Here is a 19,827-nt window from a genome sequence, read left to right on the forward strand (position 1 = left end):
CAACACGCAACATTGTAGGAGCCCGGCTTGCCGGCGAAGGCGGTCTTGGGTATTGCGCTGGTTTTTCGGGCCTCTTCGCTGGCAAGCCAGCTCCTACAGGGGTTTCGCGTTCGCGCTGAGCTGCCGCGGGCTGCGATCATTCCCGGGCAATCTATCAATACGCATCCTGTCGCGGCAGGCGCTGGGACAATTCATCCAGCAACTTCTGCTCGCGCTTGTCTTCCAGCGCCCGGGCTTCGTCCTGGTAGCGCTGAACCAGCTTGCGCAAGCCTTCGACCCGGGCGAACGCCTGTTGCCAGGTGTCCCGCGCCTTGTTCAGGTTGTTCTGGTGCCAGGCCAGGCTCTGCCGCTGTTGATCGATGGCCGTGCCCAATTGCGCGAGAAAGCCCTGGTAGCCCAGTAGCCATTGCCCGGACACGCCGGCACTGCCGCGCACGATCCACTGTTCCTGATAGTCGAGCCGAAAGGCTTCGAGGTCGGCCAGCTTGCTCTCGGCCAGCCGCACCTGCCCCTGGAAGTGCCCCAGACGCTGGACCGCGGTTTTCTCGGCCTTCTCGGCCATTTCCACCACGGGGGCCAGGCGGCCCGCCCGACTCTGGGCCATGGCCGGTTAACCGCCCGCCGCAGGCGCGAAGATCGAGGCGAGATACGCTTCGCTTTCGCCCAGGCTGATGCTGTCGTTGAGGCCCTGGCGCAGGTATTTGACCAGCTGCGGCTGCAGGGAAATCGCCAGGTCGGTCTCGCGGTCACCGCCGGCGACGTAGGCGCCGACGCTGATCAGGTCGCGGCTCTGTTGATAGCGCGACCACAACTGCTTGAAGTACTGCGCCCGGGCCATGTGTTCCGGCGACACCACGGCCGGCATGACCCGGCTAATGGAGGCCTCGATATCGATGGCCGGGTAATGGCCCTCCTCGGCCAGTCGCCGCGACAGCACGATGTGCCCGTCGAGTACGCCCCGCGCCGAGTCGGCAATCGGGTCCTGCTGGTCGTCACCTTCGGACAGCACGGTATAGAACGCCGTGATCGAGCCACCGCCCTTCTCGGCATTGCCGGCGCGCTCCACCAGTTTCGGCAACTTGGCGAACACCGAGGGCGGATAACCCTTGGTCGCCGGCGGCTCGCCGATGGCCAGGGCGATTTCCCGCTGGGCCTGGGCGAAACGCGTCAGCGAATCCATCAGCAGCAGAACATTCTTGCCCTTATCGCGGAAATACTCGGCGATTCGCGTGCAGTACATGGCGGCGCGCAGACGCATCAGCGGCGCATCGTCCGCGGGCGACGCCACCACCACCGAGCGCTTGAGCCCTTCTTCACCGAGGATGTGCTCGATGAACTCCTTGACCTCACGACCCCGCTCGCCGATCAGCCCGACGACGATGATGTCGGCCTCGGTAAAGCGCGTCATCATGCCCAGCAGCACGGATTTACCGACGCCGGTACCGGCGAACAAGCCAAGCCGCTGACCGCGTCCAACCGTCAACATGCCGTTGATGCAACGAATGCCCACGTCCAGCGGCTCGCTGATCGGCTCGCGCTTGAGCGGGTTGATGGTCGGGCCGTCCATCGGCACCCAGTCCTCGGCCTTCATCCCGCCCTTGCCGTCCAGGGCGCGGCCGGCACCATCGAGCACGCGCCCGAGCATGCTCATGCCCATCGGCAAGCGACCGCTGTCGGACAGGGGCACCACCCGGGCACCGGGGGCGATGCCGGCCACGCTGCCGACCGGCATCAGGAAGACCTTGCTGCCGGAAAAACCCATGACTTCGGCTTCGACCTGCACCGGATGGTAGCTGTCATCGTTGATGACCATGCAGCGACTGCCCATGGCGGCGCGCAAGCCCTCGGCTTCGAGGGTCAGGCCGACCATGCGCAGCAGGCGGCCTTCGAGGATCGGTGCGCCAGCCAGTGTCGTGGCCTCGGCGTAACTGCCCAGGCGCTTGGCGAAACTGGTGCGTTCAAGGCGCATCAGGGGCAGCCACGGGTTTGCTTTCGAGGGGCAACTCAAGGCTCAGGTCCGGAGCGGCCGGGTGCAAGACTTGTTCGTGCAACTGGTCGAACAGCTTGTCCATAACCTGGGCCACACGGGTTTCGACCGTGGCGTCGATACGGCTGTGCTCGGTTTCGACCCGGCAACCGCCAGGCAACAGCGCCTCGTCCTCGACGATGCGCCAGGTTTCCTCATGGCGCTCGCGCAAGGCTTTGACCTGGACGAAATCCTGCGGATTGATATACAGCCGCACGTTTTCAACGCCCAATGGCAACAGCTTGAGGGCTTCGCGCATGACGTGTTCGATCTGCGTCGAGTCCATGGCCAGTTCGCGCTGGATCACCTGTCTGGTCATGTGCCGCACCAGCTCGACCAGGGACTTTTCAATCTGGGTGTCCTGTTCGGCGATGGGCTCGAACAGGTGCGCCATTATTTTTTCAAGGCTGGCGATCTTGGCCGCCAACGCCACTTCGGCTTCCTGGCGAACCCTGAGCGTGGTGCTGTGGAACCCTTCTTTTTCGCCCACCGCAAAACCTTCGTTGTAGGCTTCCTGGCGAATGCTCTCGAGCTCCTCAAGGGTCAGTGGCTGGACTTCCTCCAGCGGCACTTCCTCCATTTCCGGTGGCTCGGGTTCGGGCTCGGGCTCAGGCTCGGGTGCCGGCGGATCGAAGCTGGGCAGTGCCCAGGACTCGAAACCACCGACATCACGGGCCCTGATCAGGTCAGAGGGCTGCTCATCGTTCTTGGCCATGGGGTCAGATCATTTCCTCGGCGCCTTTGCCGCCGAGCACGATTTCGCCCGCTTCGGCCATGCGACGGGCGATGGTGAGGATTTCTTTCTGCGCGGTTTCCACATCGCTGACGCGCACCGGGCCCTTGGCCTCGAGATCGTCGCGCAACAATTCGGCCGCACGCTTGGACATGTTCTTGAAGATCTTCTCCTTGACGTTTTCGTCCGAGCCCTTGAGGGCCAGTACCAGCACGTCGGAGGACACTTCACGCAGCAACGCCTGGATGCCGCGGTCGTCGACATCGGCCAGGTTGTTGAACACGAACATGAGGTCTTCGATCTGACCGGACAGGTCTTCGTCGACTTCGCGGATCGAGTCCATGAGCTGGCCTTCGATCGAGCTGTCGAGGAAGTTCATGATGTCGGCCGCGCGCTTGATCCCGCCCAGGCTGGTGCGCGAAGCATTGGAGTTGCCGGAGAACTGCTTCTCGAGAATCTGGTTGAGTTCCTTGAGGGCGGCCGGCTGCACGGTGTTCAGCGAGGACACCCGCAGGATGATGTCCAGGCGCACCTTGTGGTCGAAGTTGCCCAGCACTTCACCGGCCTGGTCCGGGTCGAGATACGCCACCACGATCGCCTGGATCTGCGGGTGCTCGTAACGGATCACGTCGGCGACCGCGCGCGGCTCCATCCACTTCAGGCTGTCCAGGCCGCTGGTGTTGCCACCCAGCAGAATGCGATCGATCAGGCCGTTGGCCTTGTCTTCGCCCAGGGCCTGGGTGAGCATCTTGCGCACGTAGTCATCGGAACCGACGCCCAGGCTGGTCTGGTCGCCGACGATGTCGACGAACTCGCTCATCACCTGCTCGACCTGCTCGCGGTGCACGTTACCCATCTGCGCCATGGCCACGCCAACACGCTGGACCTCTTTTGGCCCCATATGGCGCAATACCTGGGCGGCATCGGTCGAGCCCAGTGACAGCAGCAGGATCGCGGCTTTGTCGACCTTGCTCAGTTTGGCGGCAATGGCTCGGTTATCACTCATCTGCGTTAATCCACTCTTTCACGACCTGGGCGACACGACCCGGGTCTTCTGCCACCAGGCTCTTGATTGCGTTCAACTGTGCGTCATAGCCTTCGCTCGGGCTTGGCAGCAGGATGCTGGTCGGGCCACCGAGGCTGATACGATCGTTGGCCAGTTCGCCGTCCAGGCCGCCCATGCCACCGAGCTCGACGTCGCTGCCGATGCCCGCCAGTTGCTTGTCCTTGCCACCACCGGTGATGTTGTTGAGCACCGGGCGCAACACACCGAACACCAGCACCAGGATGAACAGGACGCCCAACAGCTGCTTGACCACATCCCAGAACCACGGCTGGGAGTAGAACGGAATATCGGCAATCACTTCGCCGCGCTCGGCGGAGAACGGCATGTTGATCACGCTGACACTGTCGCCACGGCTGGCGTCGAAACCGACCGCATCCTGGACCAGGCGGGTGAAACGGGCCAACTCATCGGCACTCCACGGCGCACGGGTCATTTCACCGTTGGCCGGGTTGATCTTGACCTGGTCATCGACCACCACCGAGACCGACAGGCGATTCAATCGGCCCTGCTGTTGCTTGGTGTGGCTGATGGAGCGGTCCAGTTCGAAGTTCTTGGTCGACTGCTGACGCTTGTCCGCCGGATACGGTGCGAGCATGGGCTGGCCGGTGGCCGGGTCCATGACCTGCTGGCCGTTGGCATCGAGCAGTGGCTGGCCGGGCTGCACCATGCCGGCCGACGCGGTGGCGCCACCGGTGGTTTGCGGTGCCGAGGCTGGCGACGGTGGCTGGTTGCTCAGGGCACCCGGTACACCTTGCGGGCCGTTGCTGGCGGTACGTTGTTCGTTGACCGACTGCTCACTGCGCAACGCCGGCTGGTCCGGGTTGAACTGCTCGGAGGTGGACTCGACGGCGCTGAAGTCGACATCGGCCGAGACTTCGGCCTTGTAGCGGTCGTTGCCCAGCACCGGTTGCAGAATGTTGTGCACGCGCTGGGTGAGCATGCTCTCCATGCGGCGACTGTAATCGAATTGCTTGCCGGCCATGGTCAGCTCGGAGTTTTCCGCCTGATCGGAGAGCAGGTTGCCTTTCTGGTCGACCACGGTGATCTGCGACTTGCTGAGTTCGGGGACGCTGGTCGCCACCAGATTGACGATGGCCACGACCTGGCCCGGCTCCAGCGAACGCCCGGAATACAGCTCGACCAGCACCGAGGCGCTCGGCTTGCGCTCGTCACGCACGAACACCGAGCTTTTCGGGATGGCCAGGTGCACCCGGGCACCCTTGACATTGTTCAGGCTGGAAATGGTGCGCGCCAGTTCGCCTTCCAGGCCGCGACGATAACGGGTCGCTTCCATGAACTGGCTGGTACCCAGGCCCTGTTCCTTGTCGAGGATTTCAAAACCGATGTTGCCATCGCTGGGAGTGACACCCGCGCCCGCGAGCTTGAGACGCGCGCGGGACAGGTCTTCGGCCTTGACCAGCAAGGCACCGGAATTGGGTTCGACGTTATAGGCAATATCGGCGGCCGCCAGGGTATCCATGACCTGCTTGGCGTCCATGCCGGCAAGGCTGCCGTACAGCGGACGGTAGTCCGGTTGCTGGGACCACAACACCACGGCAAAGCCAATCGCCACGCTCGCGGCCAGGCCGACCATCAGGCCCACCTGACGCAGCATGGTCATCTCGGAGAGGTTTTCCAGGAAGGACAACCCGAACAGCGGCGGCTTGCCGCCTACGGAATTGGCCTTGGCCGGAACATTGTCAGCGATTGCATCAGCCATGACTCAATCTCGTCCTTAAACCGGCATCTGCATGATGTCTTGGTAAGCCTGAACCAGCTTGTTGCGCACTTGGGTCAAAGCCTGGAAAGACACGCTGGCCTTCTGCGAGGAAATCATCACGTCCGTGAGATCGACACCGCTCTTGCCGATCTCGAAGGCATTGGCCAGGGCTGTGGACGCCTGCTGGGTGTCGTTGACCTTGTTGACGGCCTGACCGAGCATGTCGGAAAAGCTGCTGCCATTCAGTTCAGGGACGGCGGCAGTCGATTTCGGCGCAGACATGGCGTCCATTTGCATGGCGCGCATATCCAGCATCAATCGATTGAATTCAATACCTTGGCTCATGCTCTACTCTCTCTGGCGGCCCGCAATTTTTTGACGCTCACTCAGCGGGTAACGAGGTGTTAGCAACAAGGGTGCCAGCTTTCCCGGTGTCGCATCTGTAGGAGCAGCCGGTCGACGCTTGATTGCTCGCGATGGACCCAAGAGCGACGTGTTGATCCTGAAACCCCGCGTTATCGTTAACGACCATCGCGAGCAAGCTTGCTCCTACAGGGCCCCGTGCAGGCCAGCGCTCAGGTGGCAAACAAATACGCTTCCACGTCCATGCCGGCATCGCGCATCTGCGCCAGCTTGTAGCGCAACGTGCGCGGGCTGATGCCCAGGCGCTCGGCGGCCTCTTTGCGGCGGCCGCGCTCGGTGCGCAGGGTGTCGATGATCATCTGGAACTCACGGCGCCGCAGATCGTCGCCTAGCGCCCCGGCAGATTCGGCCTCTACTTCCACTGCCCGCGCGGGCGCCAGTGCCGGTAACGGCGCGCAAGCGACCGGCCCGGCGAGACAGAAATCCTCAGGCTCAATCATTCCACCCTGCTGCAGGATCAAGGCGCGCTGAATCGCGTTATCCAGTTCGCGCACATTGCCCGGCCACGGATAACCGATCAGGCACGCCTGCGCCGCGGGCGACAATCGCGCCGCCGCATGCTTCATTTTATTGACGTGTTTGGCCAGCAGGCGCTCGGCCAGCGGCAGGATATCGGCCGTGCGCTCGCGCAAGGGCCGCCAGGCCAGCGGGAATACGGACAGGCGATAGTACAGGTCTTCACGGAACCGCCCCGCCGCCACTTCAGCGGCCAGATCCCGGTTGGTGGTCGCGACCACGCGGATATCCAGGGTGATCGGCTTGCGCGCACCGACTCGCTCGACTTCGCGCTCCTGCAGCACCCGCAGCAACTTGGCCTGCAACCCCAGGGGCATTTCGGAAATTTCATCGAGCAGGATAGTCCCGCCATCGGCCTGCTCGAACTTGCCGGCCTGCGCCGCGATGGCGCCGGTGAACGAGCCCTTCTCGTGACCGAAGAGCGTGGCCTCCAGCATGTTGTCGGGAATCGCCGCGCAGTTGATCGCAATAAATGGCTGGTTGGCGCGCCGGGAGTGCTGGTGAATGTAGCGCGCCAGCACTTCCTTGCCGGTGCCGGATTCCCCGGAGATCAGCACCGTGGAATCACTGCGCGCCACCCGCGCGGCCAGTTCCAGCAACTGCGCACTGGCCGGTTCGAACGCCACAGGTCCTTCGTGATCGGTGCTTCCGACATTGCCCAGCGCATGGCGTGCGACCAGGTCGAGCAGCGCCTTGGGCTCGAACGGTTTGACCAGGTAATCCGCGGCACCCTGGCGCATCGCATCGACCGCCCGCTCGACGGCACCGTGCGCCGTCATCAGCAACACCGGCAGTTGCGGCTGTCGCGCCCGCAGCAACGCGAGCAATTGATGACCGTCCATGCCCGGCATGTTGACGTCGCTGACCACCAGGTTGAACGCCTCGGCCCCCGCCGCTTCCAGGGCTTCCTGCGCCGAAGCCACGGCCTTGTAATCGTGCCCGGCCAGCAACAGCGTGTCCGCCAGCGCTTCGCGCAAAGCGCGGTCATCCTCGACCAGCAGAACCTTGATTGCCATGGCCTTCACTCCACTCCCTGGGCGCTGTTTTTCTCATTGATAAAAAGCGGCAGGAGCACCTGCGCACAGGTGCCGCGACCGATCCGCGAGCGCAAGCGCAACTCGCCCTGATGAGCCCTGGCGACTGCCTTGACCACGGTCAGGCCGAGGCCGGTGCCGGTGGTCTTGGTGGTAAAGAACGGTTCTCCCAGGCGTGCCAGCACAGCACCGTCGATACCGCTGCCGCTATCGCTGACGCACAGGCGCAGGTTGTTGCCACGGGTGTAGAGATGCACCTTCAAGCGCACCTCACCGGCACTGGCCTGAATCGCGTTCTCGATCAGGTTGAGGATCGCACCGACCAGGGTGTCGCGGTTGCACAGCAATTCACCGGCATGACTGTCGCATTGCCAGCGAATCGGCAGGTCCTGTACATGGGTCAGCGCCGCCGCCTGCAGTGACTGCATCAGCTGCGCCGGGGTCACCCGGTCGGTCAAGGGCAACTCGCCACGGGCAAAGACCAGCATGTCGCGCACCTGATGCTCCAGCTCGTGCAAGCGCTCCTTGAGCCGTCCGGCGAAACGTTGCTGGGTGTCGACCGGCAGCGTTTGATCGGTCAAGTGACTGGCGTAGAGCAAGGCCGCGGATAACGGCGTGCGAATCTGATGCGCCAGCGACGCGACCATGCGCCCCAGTGAAGACAAGCGTTCGTGGCGCGCCAGTTGATCCTGCAGATGACGGGTTTCGGTCAGGTCGTTGAGCAACACCAGTTGCCCAGGCTCCGCACCCAGCGAACGCGTGGCAATCGACAGGCGCCGACCATCCTTGAGGGAGACTTCATGACCGTCGTCTTCACGGGGGGCAAAGCAACGCGCAATCACCTGCCGCCACAGCTCGCCTTCGAGGGGCAGACCGAGCAGTTCGCAAGCCGCCGGGTTGGCTTCGCGCACGATGCCCTGGGCGTCGATAACGATGACGCCGCCGGGCAGGAGGTCGAGCAGGTGTTGCAGGCGATTGGCCAGGCGTTCTTTCTCTGCCAGCTCCTGCATGCGTTGGGCGCTGACCACCGCCAACTCGCCCTTGAGCTCGGTCACCCGGGCTTCGAGCATGCTGTAGGAGTTGGTCAGTTGGCTGGACATCTGGTTGAACAGGGCAAACGCCTGCTCGAGGCCAAGCCGGCTCGCCTGCTCTACGGACGACGATTGTCCCAGGGCACTAGGGACAGGAGACAGGGGGGCGGCTTGGGGCATCGTGCTCTCTCGCTTGGCTGACCGTCAGTTAAACGGAACGTTGCGAGGGCTATAGCAATACCCGTGCCTAAAAAAAACTGCTTGAAAATGAACGAGTTGAAAAACAGGCGTCAATCATCCGCCTGTTCATCTCCATCACGACGGCTCATGCCGTACTTGCGCATTTTTTCCACCAGCGTGGTGCGGCGGATGCGCAGGCGTTCGGCGGCGCGCGCGACAATGCCGTTGGCATCGTCCAGTGCTTGCTGAATCAGACCCTGCTCCAGGCCACCGAGGTAGTCCTTCAGGTCCAGGCCTTCAGGGGGCAACATGGCATGGGTGGTGAAGTCCGGGGTATGGCCGTTGATTGCCACCCGCTCTTCGAGATCGCTGCGCAGGGTGTCGACCAGTTGCTCGTCTTCATCGTCGACGTAGCGAAATTTCTTCGGCAGTTCGACCACGCCGATCACCCCGTACGGATGCATGATCGCCATGCGCTCCACCAGGTTGGCCAGCTCGCGGACGTTGCCCGGCCAGCCGTGACGGCACAGCGACATGATCGCCGCAGAGTTGAAGCGGATCGAACCGCGCTTCTCGTGCTCCATGCGCGAGATCAACTCGTTCATCAGCAGCGGAATGTCCTCGACGCGCTCGCGCAGCGGCGCCATCTCGATCGGGAACACGTTCAGGCGGTAGTACAAGTCTTCGCGAAAGGTGCCGATCTCGATCATGCTTTCGAGATTCTTGTGGGTCGCGGCGATGATGCGCACATCGACGCTCTGGGTCTTGTTGCTGCCCACGCGCTCGAACGTGCGCTCCTGCAACACACGCAGCAGCTTGACCTGCATCGGCAGCGGCATGTCGCCGATTTCGTCGAGGAACAGCGTACCGCCATTGGCCAGTTCGAAACGCCCGGCGCGGCTGGTGATTGCCCCGGTGAACGCGCCCTTCTCATGGCCGAACAATTCGCTTTCCAGCAGCTCGGCCGGAATCGCCCCGCAATTGACCGGCACGAACGGCGCCTCGCGGCGCTTGGAGTGGTAATGCAGGTTGCGCGCGACCACTTCCTTGCCGGTCCCGGACTCGCCGAGGATCAGCACGCTGGCGTCGGTGTCGGCCACTTGCTGCATCATCTGGCGCACGTGCTGGATCGCCCGGCTGGTGCCGACCAGGCTGCGGAACAGATTGGGTTCGCGATGCCGACCGCGCTCACGGGCCTGGTCGTACATCTCGCGATAGACCTGGGCACGGTGCAGCGAATCGAGCAACTTGCTGTAGCTGGGAGGCATTTCGAGGGTCGACAGCACGCGGCGACGCTGGTCTTCCGGCAGGTCGATGGAAGAATTATCGCCCATCAGCAAAATCGGAAGGAACTCATCCCATGTCGCGAGTGTCTTTAACAAGCCCTGAAGCGAACCCGGAGCATTGACCGTCCCGATGAGGACACAGATTACTTCACGACTGGACGACAAAGAGACGACAGCCTGCTGCCAGTCATGGCTACCGCAGGGTAAATTTTCTTCGCCGAGAAAATTTAAAATCACCGCCAGGTCGCGGCGGCGGACGCTATCGTCATCGATCAGCAGAATTTTGGTTTCACGCCACATGCAATCGTAACTTCCCTAGTCAACCCGGTGCCCGAAATGAGTGGGCAAGCTAGACGCTTGCAGACTGTTAATGCCTGTAGACGCCTGAAATCTGGAAACAGCCACTAGTAAAGTCAAAAAACCGTTCACAGTCAAATTTATGGCGCAATCTGACTGGATCAAGCAGATATTAATTAACCAAACAGATGGTAAACCTTTGCGGCACTCTTCGCTTGGTTGATCTGCGACATCTGATCAACAATTGCCTGACGCTCGCCCATCGTCACCGTCAATAAATCTTTGTACACCGCCAGCAGACTCTCCAGGTGGGCGCGCAGCGCGTCCTCGTCAATCGGTGCTTCAGCGAGCACCTCATCGACGCATTCACGGCAGGCCGAATCCAGCTCGCCGATTGCATCCCAGTTACGCGCGGCCAGCGCATCGATCAGCGCTTCGCGGGTTTCTTCGATCCGTTGCAGTGCTTGACTCATGACGTCATCCTCGGCCCTCAGGCCTGTGGGCTTCCAATCGCATCCCAACCGCTTTTCAGGGTTTCAAGCAGACCTGCTACTTCGTCGATGATGGCCGCGTCGTTTTCTCGATTGGCTTCCATCAGACGCGTCATCATGTAGGCGTACAGATTGTCGAGCTGCTGCAGCGAAGCCGGATCATCGGTTTTTTCCGGATTCAGGCCATCGCGCAGACCGATGATGATGTCCACAGCCTTGCCCATCATCAAACCCTTGAGTGCGATGTCGCCACGCTCCAACGCACCCTTGGCCTGGGCCATGCGGTCCAGCCCGCCTTCCATCAGAAGTTGTACCAGGCGATGTGGATTGGCTTCAGAGATCTGGGCATGGGAATTGACCTTCTGGTATTGGCGAAGGGCTCTCATGGGGTTCATATTTCTACCTCGTGACAGACAGCAGCTTGAATTTTGGAAGGCTCTGATCTTTATGTCGGCTGATCGACCCATAACTTTAACTCGGACACTCTACCCAAGAAAAAAACCCAGGCGCTGTCATGACAGCCTGCCTGGGTTATTCATGCCTGATCTGGATCAGCTGTCTTTCGGATTGTTCAGCGCATTGAGGGTGGTCATGATGCTGTCGCTCTGGGCGCGCAGTCGGGCTACCAGGGAGTCCATGGCTGTGTACTTGGCACTCAGACTGGTTTGCAGGCTGGCCATCCGCGCATCGAGGGCGTCCTGCTGCTTTTTCAGGTCATTGAGGCTGTCGCTCAAGCTCGACGAACGCGCTGCAAAAACCCCGGTAGTTTTCTGCGCGAAGCTGTCGGTGGCGGTCTTCATGCGCGCAAGCAGACCGGTGTCACCAGCAAAGATCCCTTTGATATCAGCGGCATTGGTAAGTGCTGCCGTATCAAAAACTTTATCGTCGATCGACAGCAGGCCGGTCTTCTGGTCCGTCTCGACACCAAACTGAGCAAGGGATTTCATATCACCAGTGCCGCCCATGGCGTTCAACTCGGTACGTACCGACGACAGCAGCGAACGCAGAGACGCGTCTCCTGTCAGAGCGCCAGTCGTCATCGACCCATCGGCGTTGGTTGTAACCTGGGTCTCGGTGTTGACCGCCTTGATCAGCGCATTGTAGGTATCGACAAACCCCTTGACTGCAGATTTCAACGTTGCCGTATCGGCGGACACAGTGATTGTGGTTGGCGTCGCCGTACCGCTGGCAGGAACCGGAGTAACGCCTGTCAGCTTGAGGGTGATCCCGCTCACTGCATCGGCAATGGTATTGCTCTTGGATTCCATCGCCACGCCGTCTAGTGTGTACTTGGCGTTCTGTGGCGTCGCGAGAACCGAGGTACCGGTTTCCAGACCCGAGTTACCTGTCAGGGTCAGGTCCGAACCGACACCGGTTTTATTGGAAGTCAGCACCATCCGGGAACCGTTGGCATCGGTCAGGATGTTGGCGCTCAAGCCCTGGTTCGAATACTGGGAGTTGATCGAGTCGCGGACCTGCTGCAACGTCGCGCCCGCAGGAATGCTGACATCAAAGGTGTCGGTACCTTGCTTGATGGTCAGCGTGGATGGCACCGAACCAGCATTAACCACCGCGGAAGCGCCGTCGGTGTAGACCTTGGTCGAAATCTTCGATGCGGTTGCCAACTGGGTGACCAGCAGCGAGAAGTTGCCTGCTGCCGCACCGTTACCGGTAGTCACGGAAGCGACCTTTTCATCGGAGGAAATACCGCTCAATCCGCTGAAGCTGGAGGCGGTTTTCATGTTATCCAACGCACCACGGAAGGCATCCAGCGCCGCCTGAATTTTGCCGATCGACGACAGCGAGGTGGTTGCTTTCAGAGTCTGATTGTTGATTTGCGTCTGTTTTGGCGCTCTTTCAGAGTCCACCAAAGACTTCACAATCGCCTGGGTATCGATGTTCGAACCAATACCGCTAACCGATGTACCCGCCATCCTCTCTCTCCTTATCCAGTGGCTGCCGTTTTCTTGACCAGGAACGTCTTAGACAGCGACAGCAACAAAATTCATGCCAGCTCAGACTTTGTCGTCAAACAACAGACTACTGGCGTCCGACAGGCTTTGTGCCAGTTTAAGTGCAGCTTCCGATGGGATCTGACGAATCACGAGACCCGTTTCGGTGGCGATGACCTTGACCACGACCCGGCCAGTGGAATCATCAATGGAAAAATCCAGATTGCGCTGGGCAGCCTGGACGAATTCCTGAATATCGGTGACCGCTTTTTCCAGCTCGTCCCGCTTTGGCTCGGCGCTTGCGACCTTTAGAGTTTCAGTCTTGGGCTGCTCCGGCTTGCCAGTGACGTTCGGCGTTATGCCCTGAGGAGCAACAGCGGGATAGGACTGGTTCAACTTGACGCTCATGTCCATGCCTGATCTCCTGATCATGAAAAAACAAAAGGGCGCGTAAACGCGCCCTTCCGTCAGTTACCAAGCGCCGGTATTAACCCAGCAGCTTCAGTACAGCCGATGGCAGCTGGTTAGCCTGGGACAGGATCGCGGTGGATGCCTGTTGCAGGGTTTGCTGCTTGGTCAACTGAGCAGTTTCTGCCGCGAAGTCAACGTCCTGGATCACGCCACGAGCAGAAGTGGAGTTGTCCGAGATGCTGCGCAGGTTGGCTACGGTGCTGTCGAAACGGTTTTGTACCGCACCGAGGTCGGCACGCTGGGAGTCGATTGCCGAGATAGCCTGGCTGATCACGTCGATGGCATTCTGAGCGTTGGCAGCAGTAGTAACGTTAGTAGCGGCAACAGTGGTTTTGGCGGAGCTGGCAGTAGTACCGGCACCGAACAGACCCGTCACACCAGCGCCGGACATCGAGTAGCTGTTGGCGGAGTTCAGGGAAACAGCACCAGTCACCTGGATAACGGTTGCAGCGGCAGCAATAGCACCGCCGTAGTTACCGGCACCATCTTTGGCTTGAACACTGATACCAGCAATCGCGCCAGCGTCACCAGCGTTCAGAGCGATGTTCTCGCCGGTGTCAGATTTAACCGACAGAGTACCTGCCTTGGCATCGTAGTTAACGCTGATGCCCAATTTCGCGGCGTTGGATTTCAGTTGGTCCGCCAGCTCACCGGTGGTGGTCACACCCACCATGCTCACTGTGGTACCGCCAACGCCAGCTACGCCACCTACGTTAATGCTGAAGTTGGCGCTGGCTGGAGTAGCGGCCAGGATGGCAGCAGTGTTGACAGTGAATTTGGCTTCGGTGCTGGCAGTCGCCGTCACACCACCAATAGCTGCAGTGTTGATCTGCGAAGCGATAGTCTTGGCCGAAGCACCTGCTCCAACGGTGAAGCCGCCGGTTTGACCACCACCGACCAGAGTCACTACACCACCAGCTACACCGGTTGCGCTCGGTGCGATTGCCTGGCTTTTCAGCTGCTGGGAACCGATGTTGTTGGCCGATACGTCGCCCAGAGTCATGTTGATGGTCTGGTTGGCGTTGGCGCCGACTTGGAACTGGGTAGTACCGAAAGAACCGTCCAGCAGGTTACGACCACCAAAGGTAGTGGTGGTAGCAATACGGGTCAATTCAGCAGTCAATGCAGAGTATTCAGCGTTGTTCGACTTACGGTCGTCATCGCTTGGCGAGCCGTTCGCGGAAGCCAGGGCCAGGGTACGCATTTTCTGCAGAATGTTGGTGGATTCCTGCATCGCGCCTTCAGCCGTTTGCGCGATGGAGATACCGTCGCCGGCGTTCTTGATGGCGGTGCCCAGGCCGTTGATCTGGCTGGTCAGACGGTTGGAAATTTGCAGGCCAGCAGCGTCGTCTTTAGCGCTGTTGATACGCAGGCCGGAGGACAGGCGCTGCATCGAAGTCTGCAGGTTGCCGGAAGCTTTGTTCAGGTTGTTCTGAACGGTCAAGGAAGCAAGGTTGGTGTTTACGGTTAAAGCCATGACGAAATCCTCGTTGGATGGATACTTCGGCTTCCGGCCCTGACATCCGTCGGGTTTGGCCTAGAGAACCTACGTAATAGTTATCGTCGTGAAGAGGCTTTGCTTGAGCGGTTTTTTGCAAATTTTTAGTGGCAGGGTGCCAGCCCTTTATTTTCAAGGCTTTAACGCCATAAATTCGGCGCCATAAAAACGCAAAACGCCCGGAAATCTAAATTTCCGGGCGCTTTTTATTGCCATTGCAATCGAATGAGTCAACCGCGATAGAGAATCGCCGAACCCCACGAGAGGCCCACGCCAAAGCCGCTGATGGCCACGCGAGTCCACTTGGAATCGAACACGTGGTTCTGCAACAACAGCGGAATGCTCGACGACACCGTGTTACCGGTTTCGAGCATGTCCTTGACGAACTTCTCCGGCTCGCCTTCTTCAAAGCGGCGTGCCACGGCATCGACAATTGCCGCACTGCCTTGGTGAATGCAGAAAGCGTTGATATCGCTGGCCTGCAAATTCGACTCGCTCAGCAACTCATGCAAATGCGCCGGGACTTTGAGCAAGGCAAAGTTGAAGACCTGGCGGCCATTCATGAAGAACACACCGTCGCTGACTTTCAGGTGCGGAGCACCGGAACCGTCGGTGCCGAACTTCGACTTGCCCAATTGCCAGACCGCATTTTCACCCATCCAGGTGGCGGTTGCGGCATCGCCGAACAGCATGGTGGTGTTGCGGTCTTCCGGGTCGACGATCTTCGAATACGGATCGGCGGTGATCAGCAGGCCGTTTTTCAGCCCCGCGGCTTCCATGAAGCCTTTGATCGCATACAGGCCGTACACGTAGCCGGAACAGCCCAGGGAAATATCGAAAGCGGCGACGTGGGTCGGCAGGCCCAGCTTGTCCTGAACGATCGCGGCGGTGTGCGGCAACCCCTCCTCATCCCCGTTCTGGGTGACGACGATCAGACAGTCGATGGACTCACGCTTGAGTTCGGGACTGGCGGCAAACAGCGCATTGGCGGCTTCGACACACAGATCGGAAGTTTCCTGATCGGCAGCCATGCGTGGCAAAAATGCCGAGCCGATCTTGCCAAGGATAAAGGTTTCGTCCTTGTCGAACTTGGCACCCTGGGCGTAATTATCAATCCCGGCTACCGGCACGTAACTCGCTATATTTTTTATGCCAATCATTATGGCTTCCCAATAATAAACAGCTGAACATCGCCGCTCGCTGAATCGAGGGCGTCTACAGTCGGGGCCAGGCCCCCAGAAGAAGCGACGTCGGGATTCAAGCAGTTACCTTGAACAGCCCGCCACCTAACCGCCCGCAGACAGGATACAGTGAAGATGCGCGTTTTGACCGGCGGGTCACTCAGAGATCCACGCTTTATTTGATTTTGTGGTCCGCAGCCCCGCCCCACCCCGCTACGTAGAATTAAAAAAAAATCAAAAAAAAAGGCCAGCCCCCCATGCAGAGGGCTGGCCGCGAGGAGTCAGGACCGGTTCAAAGCTTGTTGAACAGGCTCAGCTGGGAGACCTTGGCGAATGCCAGTTGCGCGGCCTGCAGCATGGTCTGCTGCAAGGTCAGACGCGTCAGCACCTCCGCCGGATCGGTGTTCTTGATCGAATTTCCGGTCGATTCGTTGATCAGGCTGGTGCTGGTGTTCTGCTCATTCTGCATATCCATCACATTGCCCCGTGCACCGATAGCGCCACGTGCCAGGTCCACCTGGTTCTTGGCGTTGTTCAGGTTGGCAATGGACGAAGCCAGCGTGTCTTCGAGGAAACGTTGTGCGACCGGATTACCCTGGGTCGGTGAGTCAAGCGCCGAACGCAGCTGGCTGATGGTGTCGAGCACGTTCTGGGTCTGGTGGGTGTTGACCGCAATATCGAACTGATCACCTGCCGCTGGAACCGCCGGCGTGCCGCCGAGGGTGAAGCTGACACCGGCTGCCGTCGCTACGCCAGCGGTCACGGTCCCGGTGGTCACTGGAGTGCTGCCAGCCGTCAACGGACGGGTGTACATCTCGAACGTCCCGGGACCGGTGAACTTCAGCACCGCTCCGCCTTCCGGGAAGAAGCTCTTGTAATCCGCAGCGTTGGTCACTGCGGCCTGGGAAATGATCGCAGTCGACGTGTTGCTCGGGGCGCGGTTAGCGACGAAACTGTCCGGTTTGGCCGTCAGCTGGAAGCTGTGACCGGCAATGACCGCATCGGCGCTGGCGGAGTCGGCGGGGGTGTCGCCGGCCTGGAACGTAATGTCCAGCTTGAAGGTCACGCCGCGGAAATCGACGTCGGAACCGCCCTTGGCATTCGGATCGAACTTGCCACCGCCACCGGCTTCGGCGGTCACGTCATTACCCGATGCATCGGTGATCTTGTACTGGGTGCTGCTGACGAACGACAGGGTATAAGGCTGGCCGCTGCGGAAGTTCGCATCGAAGGTCGGACCGGAGCTCACCAGACCAGGCGACAGGGCCACACGACCGTCATCGACGGCGGGTGCTGTCATGGTGGTCGAACTACGCGCAGCGTTGATCGCCTGCTGGAAAACGTCCCAGCCGGTATCGTTCAGCCCCAGGGACATCGAGTCGCCGATTTTCAGTTCCAGCTGGGTCTGGTCGCCCTGGTAGCTGTAGGTGCCGTCACTATTGCGTAAAAAAGGCGGGGTGTTGTTGCTGGCGCCGGAGAAGATGTACTTGCCGTTGGCGTCCTTGCTGTTCATCAGGCTCAGCAATTGCTCTTCGGACTGCTTGAGCTCGGCGGCAATGGATTTGCGGTCATCGTCGTTCAACGATCCGCCACCCGCCCGAATCGCCAACTCGCTGACTTTCTGCAGCACGTTGTTGATGCTGTCCAGCACGCCCTCTTCCTGCGCCTGGGCCGTGTTCAACGCGTTGATGTTGGTGGTGTACTGACCCAACATGGCTTTCTGCTGCTCGAGTTGCAGCAAGCGCGCCGCGCCGACCGGATCGTCTGCCGCGGTCTCGAGTTTCACGCCACTACTGGCCTGCTCGGCCGTCTTCATCACGTTGTTGAGGTTGCGCTGATAGTTGGCAGCAGTGGTCGCGTAGTACTGTGCAGTAGAAATTCGCATGTTCTACGGTTCCTTAAAGGGCATTGATCAGGGTGCTGAAAATTTCCTGCGCAGTCTTGATGATCTGCGAAGAGGCCGTGTAGTACTGCTGGTACTTGGTCAGGTTGCCGGCCTCTTCATCGAGGTCGACGCCCGACAGCGAGTCACGCGCATTGCGCGCCCCGGTGACGATGGTGTCGGTCGCCGTGGCATCGAGTTGACCCTGCTTGGTCAAGGAGCCAACGGTGGACACCAGGCCACCATAGGCCTCGGTAAAACTCACACCGGGACTGGTCGCAGTCGCGCCGACCGTGGCCTTGGTCTGCAGGGCCAGCAACGCCTGTGCGTTGCGGTTGTCGGTGCTGTCTGCGGCGGTCATCGCAATATTGAAGCTGTCGCCCGCCTTGGGACTGCCGCTGACGGTCATGCCGACACTGAAGGTCTTGGCCGCGCCGCTGGCATCGGTGTACGGCACCGAAATGTTCAGGTCGTTGTTCTGGCCGGGCACGATGTTGCCGGTGCCGATACTGACCCCCTTGGCATCGAACACCTCATAGGCACTGGCGCTGGTCATCAGCATTCGAACCGGCATCGACGCCTTGACCGCGCTCTGCACTTCCAGGCGCTGGGCCGAATCGTAGATGTCCAGGTTGGTCTTCAGGGTCGGCTGGCTGGCATCCCCCGTACCGTTATTGCCCTGGGCCTTGGTGGACGTCAGCGGTGCAGACGTGGCCAGGCGCTTGGCGTCGGTCATGACGGTGGCCATGTCCGCAGCGGAACTGCGGGTCGGGGTAATCTTGAAGCTGTCGCCGCTGTTTACCGCACCGGCGTTGAGGCTCAGGCTGAAGCCATCGATGACCGGTGGCGGTGTCGTGCCCAGGTCGAAACTGCCCATGTCGGTATTGTCCGACAGGCGCCGCACGCTGTAGCCGGTGGCGCTGGTGAAGGTCACCTGGTAATCGCTGGCCGCCAGCTTGCCGGTGTCCTTGATGGTGACGTTCAGGTTACCCGACGCCGGATTGTTCTTGGCATTGGCAATGCTGCGCTGACTGATGGCCGCGGCACTGTTGATGTCATTGAACAACGCTGCGCCGAAGTTACCGCTCTGGTCCAGCCCCTGCCCCAACTGCTTGTTGACCTGATCGGCGACGACCATGGCGATACGCCCCAGGCCATTGACCGCCGGGGTCAATACCTCATTGCGATAACGCAACAGCCCGCCCATCTCGCCGCCGCTCATCACGTTGGTGATGTCGATCGACGAACCGTTGCGATCCATGATGATCGAGGAACGGGTCGGGTCGGCCGGGTCGGCGGCCACTCGCAGTTTGTTGACGGTGTCGCCCACCACCAAAGGCTGGCCGCTGCCCAGGTAAATATCCATGCGCCCTTCGGTCTCAGTGACCTGGGTGCCCACCAGCTCATTGAGCTGGCGGATGGTTTCGTTACGCTGGTCCAGCAATTCGTTGGGCGTGCCACCCGAGCCACTGACTTCACTGATTTTCTTGTTGTACGCGGCAACGGTCGACGCCAGCTTGTTGACCTGGTCGGCCATCGAACCCATCTGATCGTTGATGTAGCTGCCTTGCTGCTTCAATTGCCCGGAGATGGCATTGAAGCGGCTGCTCAAGCCTTGGGCGTTGGTCAGCAACGCCTGGCGCGCGGCATTGTCGTTGGAGTTGCCGGCCAGCGTTTGCAAGGACGAGAAAAAAGCCTGCAAGGATTTGGTCACACCGGTGCCGCTGTCGGACAGCAGCTTGTCGACCTGGGTGGCCTGCCCCAGGTAAGCCTGCGCATCACTGTTGAGCGACGTCGAGGTCTGCAACTGCGCGTCGAGGTAGCTGTTGTACACCCGACGCACGTCGGCCAGCGTGGTACCGGTGCCGATGAACACATTGCCGTACTGAATCGAGCCTTTGGTGCCCTGCACAGTTTGTTGGCGCGAGTACCCGACGGTATCGACGTTGGAAATGTTGTTACCGGTAGTCACCAATGAGGCGTGGCTAGCGGATAGACCCGACATTCCGATGTTGAGCAAACTCATGGTTCAGACCCTTA

17 protein-coding genes are annotated in these 19,827 nt (G+C 60.4%); all 17 read right to left on the reverse strand.

Annotation, left to right across the window (positions count from 1 at the left end; all coding sequences use genetic code 11):
- Positions 1-154: 154 nt before the first annotated feature.
- The 17 genes from fliJ to flgK all read right to left on the reverse strand — a co-directional run bounded on the left by fliJ (position 155) and on the right by flgK (position 19,813).
- On the reverse strand, positions 155-604 hold the full coding sequence (fliJ, locus tag SOP95_RS24575) for a flagellar export protein FliJ (RefSeq protein WP_274074849.1): 450 nt from the start codon (positions 602-604) through the stop codon (positions 155-157).
- Positions 605-610: 6 nt separating this feature from the next.
- Positions 611-1,969 (reverse strand): flagellar protein export ATPase FliI, encoded by a 1,359-nt coding sequence (fliI, locus tag SOP95_RS24580; RefSeq protein WP_046816899.1) that lies wholly within the window; start codon positions 1,967-1,969, stop codon positions 611-613.
- Positions 1,959-2,741, reverse strand: a complete 783-nt coding sequence (gene fliH, locus SOP95_RS24585) for a flagellar assembly protein FliH (RefSeq protein WP_323608640.1) — start codon at positions 2,739-2,741, stop codon at positions 1,959-1,961. The genes fliI and fliH overlap by 11 nt, the downstream gene beginning before the upstream one ends.
- A 4-nt stretch (positions 2,742-2,745) precedes the next feature.
- Positions 2,746-3,765 (reverse strand): flagellar motor switch protein FliG, encoded by a 1,020-nt coding sequence (fliG, locus tag SOP95_RS24590; protein WP_274074847.1) that lies wholly within the window; start codon positions 3,763-3,765, stop codon positions 2,746-2,748.
- The gene (gene fliF, locus SOP95_RS24595; RefSeq protein ID WP_323608641.1) at positions 3,758-5,545 is read right to left on the reverse strand and encodes a flagellar basal-body MS-ring/collar protein FliF; all 1,788 of its coding nucleotides are present in this window, start codon (positions 5,543-5,545) and stop codon (positions 3,758-3,760) included. The genes fliG and fliF overlap by 8 nt, the downstream gene beginning before the upstream one ends.
- A 15-nt stretch (positions 5,546-5,560) precedes the next feature.
- Positions 5,561-5,890 (reverse strand): flagellar hook-basal body complex protein FliE, encoded by a 330-nt coding sequence (gene fliE, locus SOP95_RS24600; protein ID WP_077184074.1) that lies wholly within the window; start codon positions 5,888-5,890, stop codon positions 5,561-5,563.
- 230 nt (positions 5,891-6,120) lie between these two features.
- Complete coding sequence (locus tag SOP95_RS24605) at positions 6,121-7,500, reverse strand: sigma-54-dependent transcriptional regulator (RefSeq protein ID WP_323608643.1); 1,380 nt, start codon at positions 7,498-7,500, stop codon at positions 6,121-6,123.
- A 5-nt stretch (positions 7,501-7,505) separates the two neighbouring features.
- A complete protein-coding gene (locus SOP95_RS24610; protein WP_323608644.1) occupies positions 7,506-8,729 on the reverse strand; it encodes a sensor histidine kinase in 1,224 nt (407 codons plus the stop codon).
- Between the two features lie 110 nt (positions 8,730-8,839).
- Positions 8,840-10,315, reverse strand: a complete 1,476-nt coding sequence (locus tag SOP95_RS24615; RefSeq protein WP_077184077.1) for a sigma-54 dependent transcriptional regulator — start codon at positions 10,313-10,315, stop codon at positions 8,840-8,842.
- A 173-nt stretch (positions 10,316-10,488) separates the two neighbouring features.
- Positions 10,489-10,785, reverse strand: a complete 297-nt coding sequence (gene fliT / locus SOP95_RS24620; protein ID WP_323608645.1) for a flagellar protein FliT — start codon at positions 10,783-10,785, stop codon at positions 10,489-10,491.
- A 17-nt stretch (positions 10,786-10,802) separates the two neighbouring features.
- Positions 10,803-11,198 (reverse strand): flagellar export chaperone FliS, encoded by a 396-nt coding sequence (gene fliS / locus SOP95_RS24625; RefSeq protein ID WP_274074842.1) that lies wholly within the window; start codon positions 11,196-11,198, stop codon positions 10,803-10,805.
- Positions 11,199-11,354: 156 nt separating this feature from the next.
- Positions 11,355-12,737: a flagellar filament capping protein FliD gene (gene fliD / locus SOP95_RS24630; RefSeq protein ID WP_323608647.1), complete on the reverse strand. Its 1,383-nt coding sequence runs from the start codon at positions 12,735-12,737 to the stop codon at positions 11,355-11,357.
- 81 nt (positions 12,738-12,818) lie between these two features.
- On the reverse strand, positions 12,819-13,169 hold the full coding sequence (locus SOP95_RS24635) for a flagellar protein FlaG (protein WP_323608648.1): 351 nt from the start codon (positions 13,167-13,169) through the stop codon (positions 12,819-12,821).
- Between the two features lie 73 nt (positions 13,170-13,242).
- Positions 13,243-14,703 carry a flagellin N-terminal helical domain-containing protein gene (locus SOP95_RS24640; RefSeq protein ID WP_323608649.1) on the reverse strand — a complete coding sequence of 487 codons (1,461 nt, stop codon included), beginning with the start codon at positions 14,701-14,703 and terminating at the stop codon, positions 13,243-13,245.
- 251 nt (positions 14,704-14,954) lie between these two features.
- The gene (locus SOP95_RS24645) at positions 14,955-15,884 is read right to left on the reverse strand and encodes a ketoacyl-ACP synthase III (RefSeq protein WP_323608650.1); all 930 of its coding nucleotides are present in this window, start codon (positions 15,882-15,884) and stop codon (positions 14,955-14,957) included.
- Between the two features lie 313 nt (positions 15,885-16,197).
- On the reverse strand, positions 16,198-17,790 hold the full coding sequence (locus SOP95_RS24650; protein ID WP_274074837.1) for a flagellar hook-associated protein 3: 1,593 nt from the start codon (positions 17,788-17,790) through the stop codon (positions 16,198-16,200).
- A 13-nt stretch (positions 17,791-17,803) separates the two neighbouring features.
- Positions 17,804-19,813 (reverse strand): flagellar hook-associated protein FlgK, encoded by a 2,010-nt coding sequence (gene flgK / locus SOP95_RS24655; RefSeq protein WP_323608651.1) that lies wholly within the window; start codon positions 19,811-19,813, stop codon positions 17,804-17,806.
- Positions 19,814-19,827: the final 14 nt, after the last annotated feature.

The sequence above is a fragment of the Pseudomonas sp. YuFO8 genome (assembly GCF_035065025.1).
Classification (GTDB): domain Bacteria; phylum Pseudomonadota; class Gammaproteobacteria; order Pseudomonadales; family Pseudomonadaceae; genus Aquipseudomonas; species Aquipseudomonas putida_AE.

Bases quoted from the DNA above. Each gene is read 5' to 3' on its own strand.
- fliG (WP_274074847.1), bottom strand. From the start codon at position 3,765: ATGAGTGATAACCGAGCCATTGCCGCCAAACTGAGCAAGGTCGACAAA.
- flgK (WP_323608651.1), bottom strand. From the start codon at position 19,813: ATGAGTTTGCTCAACATCGGAATGTCGGGTCTATCCGCTAGCCACGCC.
- SOP95_RS24605 (WP_323608643.1), bottom strand. From the start codon at position 7,500: ATGGCAATCAAGGTTCTGCTGGTCGAGGATGACCGCGCTTTGCGCGAA.
- SOP95_RS24640 (WP_323608649.1), bottom strand. From the start codon at position 14,703: ATGGCTTTAACCGTAAACACCAACCTTGCTTCCTTGACCGTTCAGAAC.
- SOP95_RS24610 (WP_323608644.1), bottom strand. From the start codon at position 8,729: ATGCCCCAAGCCGCCCCCCTGTCTCCTGTCCCTAGTGCCCTGGGACAA.
- fliT (WP_323608645.1), bottom strand. From the start codon at position 10,785: ATGAGTCAAGCACTGCAACGGATCGAAGAAACCCGCGAAGCGCTGATC.
- fliF (WP_323608641.1), bottom strand. From the start codon at position 5,545: ATGGCTGATGCAATCGCTGACAATGTTCCGGCCAAGGCCAATTCCGTA.
- fliE (WP_077184074.1), bottom strand. From the start codon at position 5,890: ATGAGCCAAGGTATTGAATTCAATCGATTGATGCTGGATATGCGCGCC.
- SOP95_RS24635 (WP_323608648.1), bottom strand. From the start codon at position 13,169: ATGGACATGAGCGTCAAGTTGAACCAGTCCTATCCCGCTGTTGCTCCT.
- fliH (WP_323608640.1), bottom strand. From the start codon at position 2,741: ATGGCCAAGAACGATGAGCAGCCCTCTGACCTGATCAGGGCCCGTGAT.
- SOP95_RS24645 (WP_323608650.1), bottom strand. From the start codon at position 15,884: ATGATTGGCATAAAAAATATAGCGAGTTACGTGCCGGTAGCCGGGATT.
- fliD (WP_323608647.1), bottom strand. From the start codon at position 12,737: ATGGCGGGTACATCGGTTAGCGGTATTGGTTCGAACATCGATACCCAG.
- fliS (WP_274074842.1), bottom strand. From the start codon at position 11,198: ATGAACCCCATGAGAGCCCTTCGCCAATACCAGAAGGTCAATTCCCAT.
- SOP95_RS24615 (WP_077184077.1), bottom strand. From the start codon at position 10,315: ATGTGGCGTGAAACCAAAATTCTGCTGATCGATGACGATAGCGTCCGC.
- SOP95_RS24650 (WP_274074837.1), bottom strand. From the start codon at position 17,790: ATGCGAATTTCTACTGCACAGTACTACGCGACCACTGCTGCCAACTAT.
- fliI (WP_046816899.1), bottom strand. From the start codon at position 1,969: ATGCGCCTTGAACGCACCAGTTTCGCCAAGCGCCTGGGCAGTTACGCC.
- fliJ (WP_274074849.1), bottom strand. From the start codon at position 604: ATGGCCCAGAGTCGGGCGGGCCGCCTGGCCCCCGTGGTGGAAATGGCC.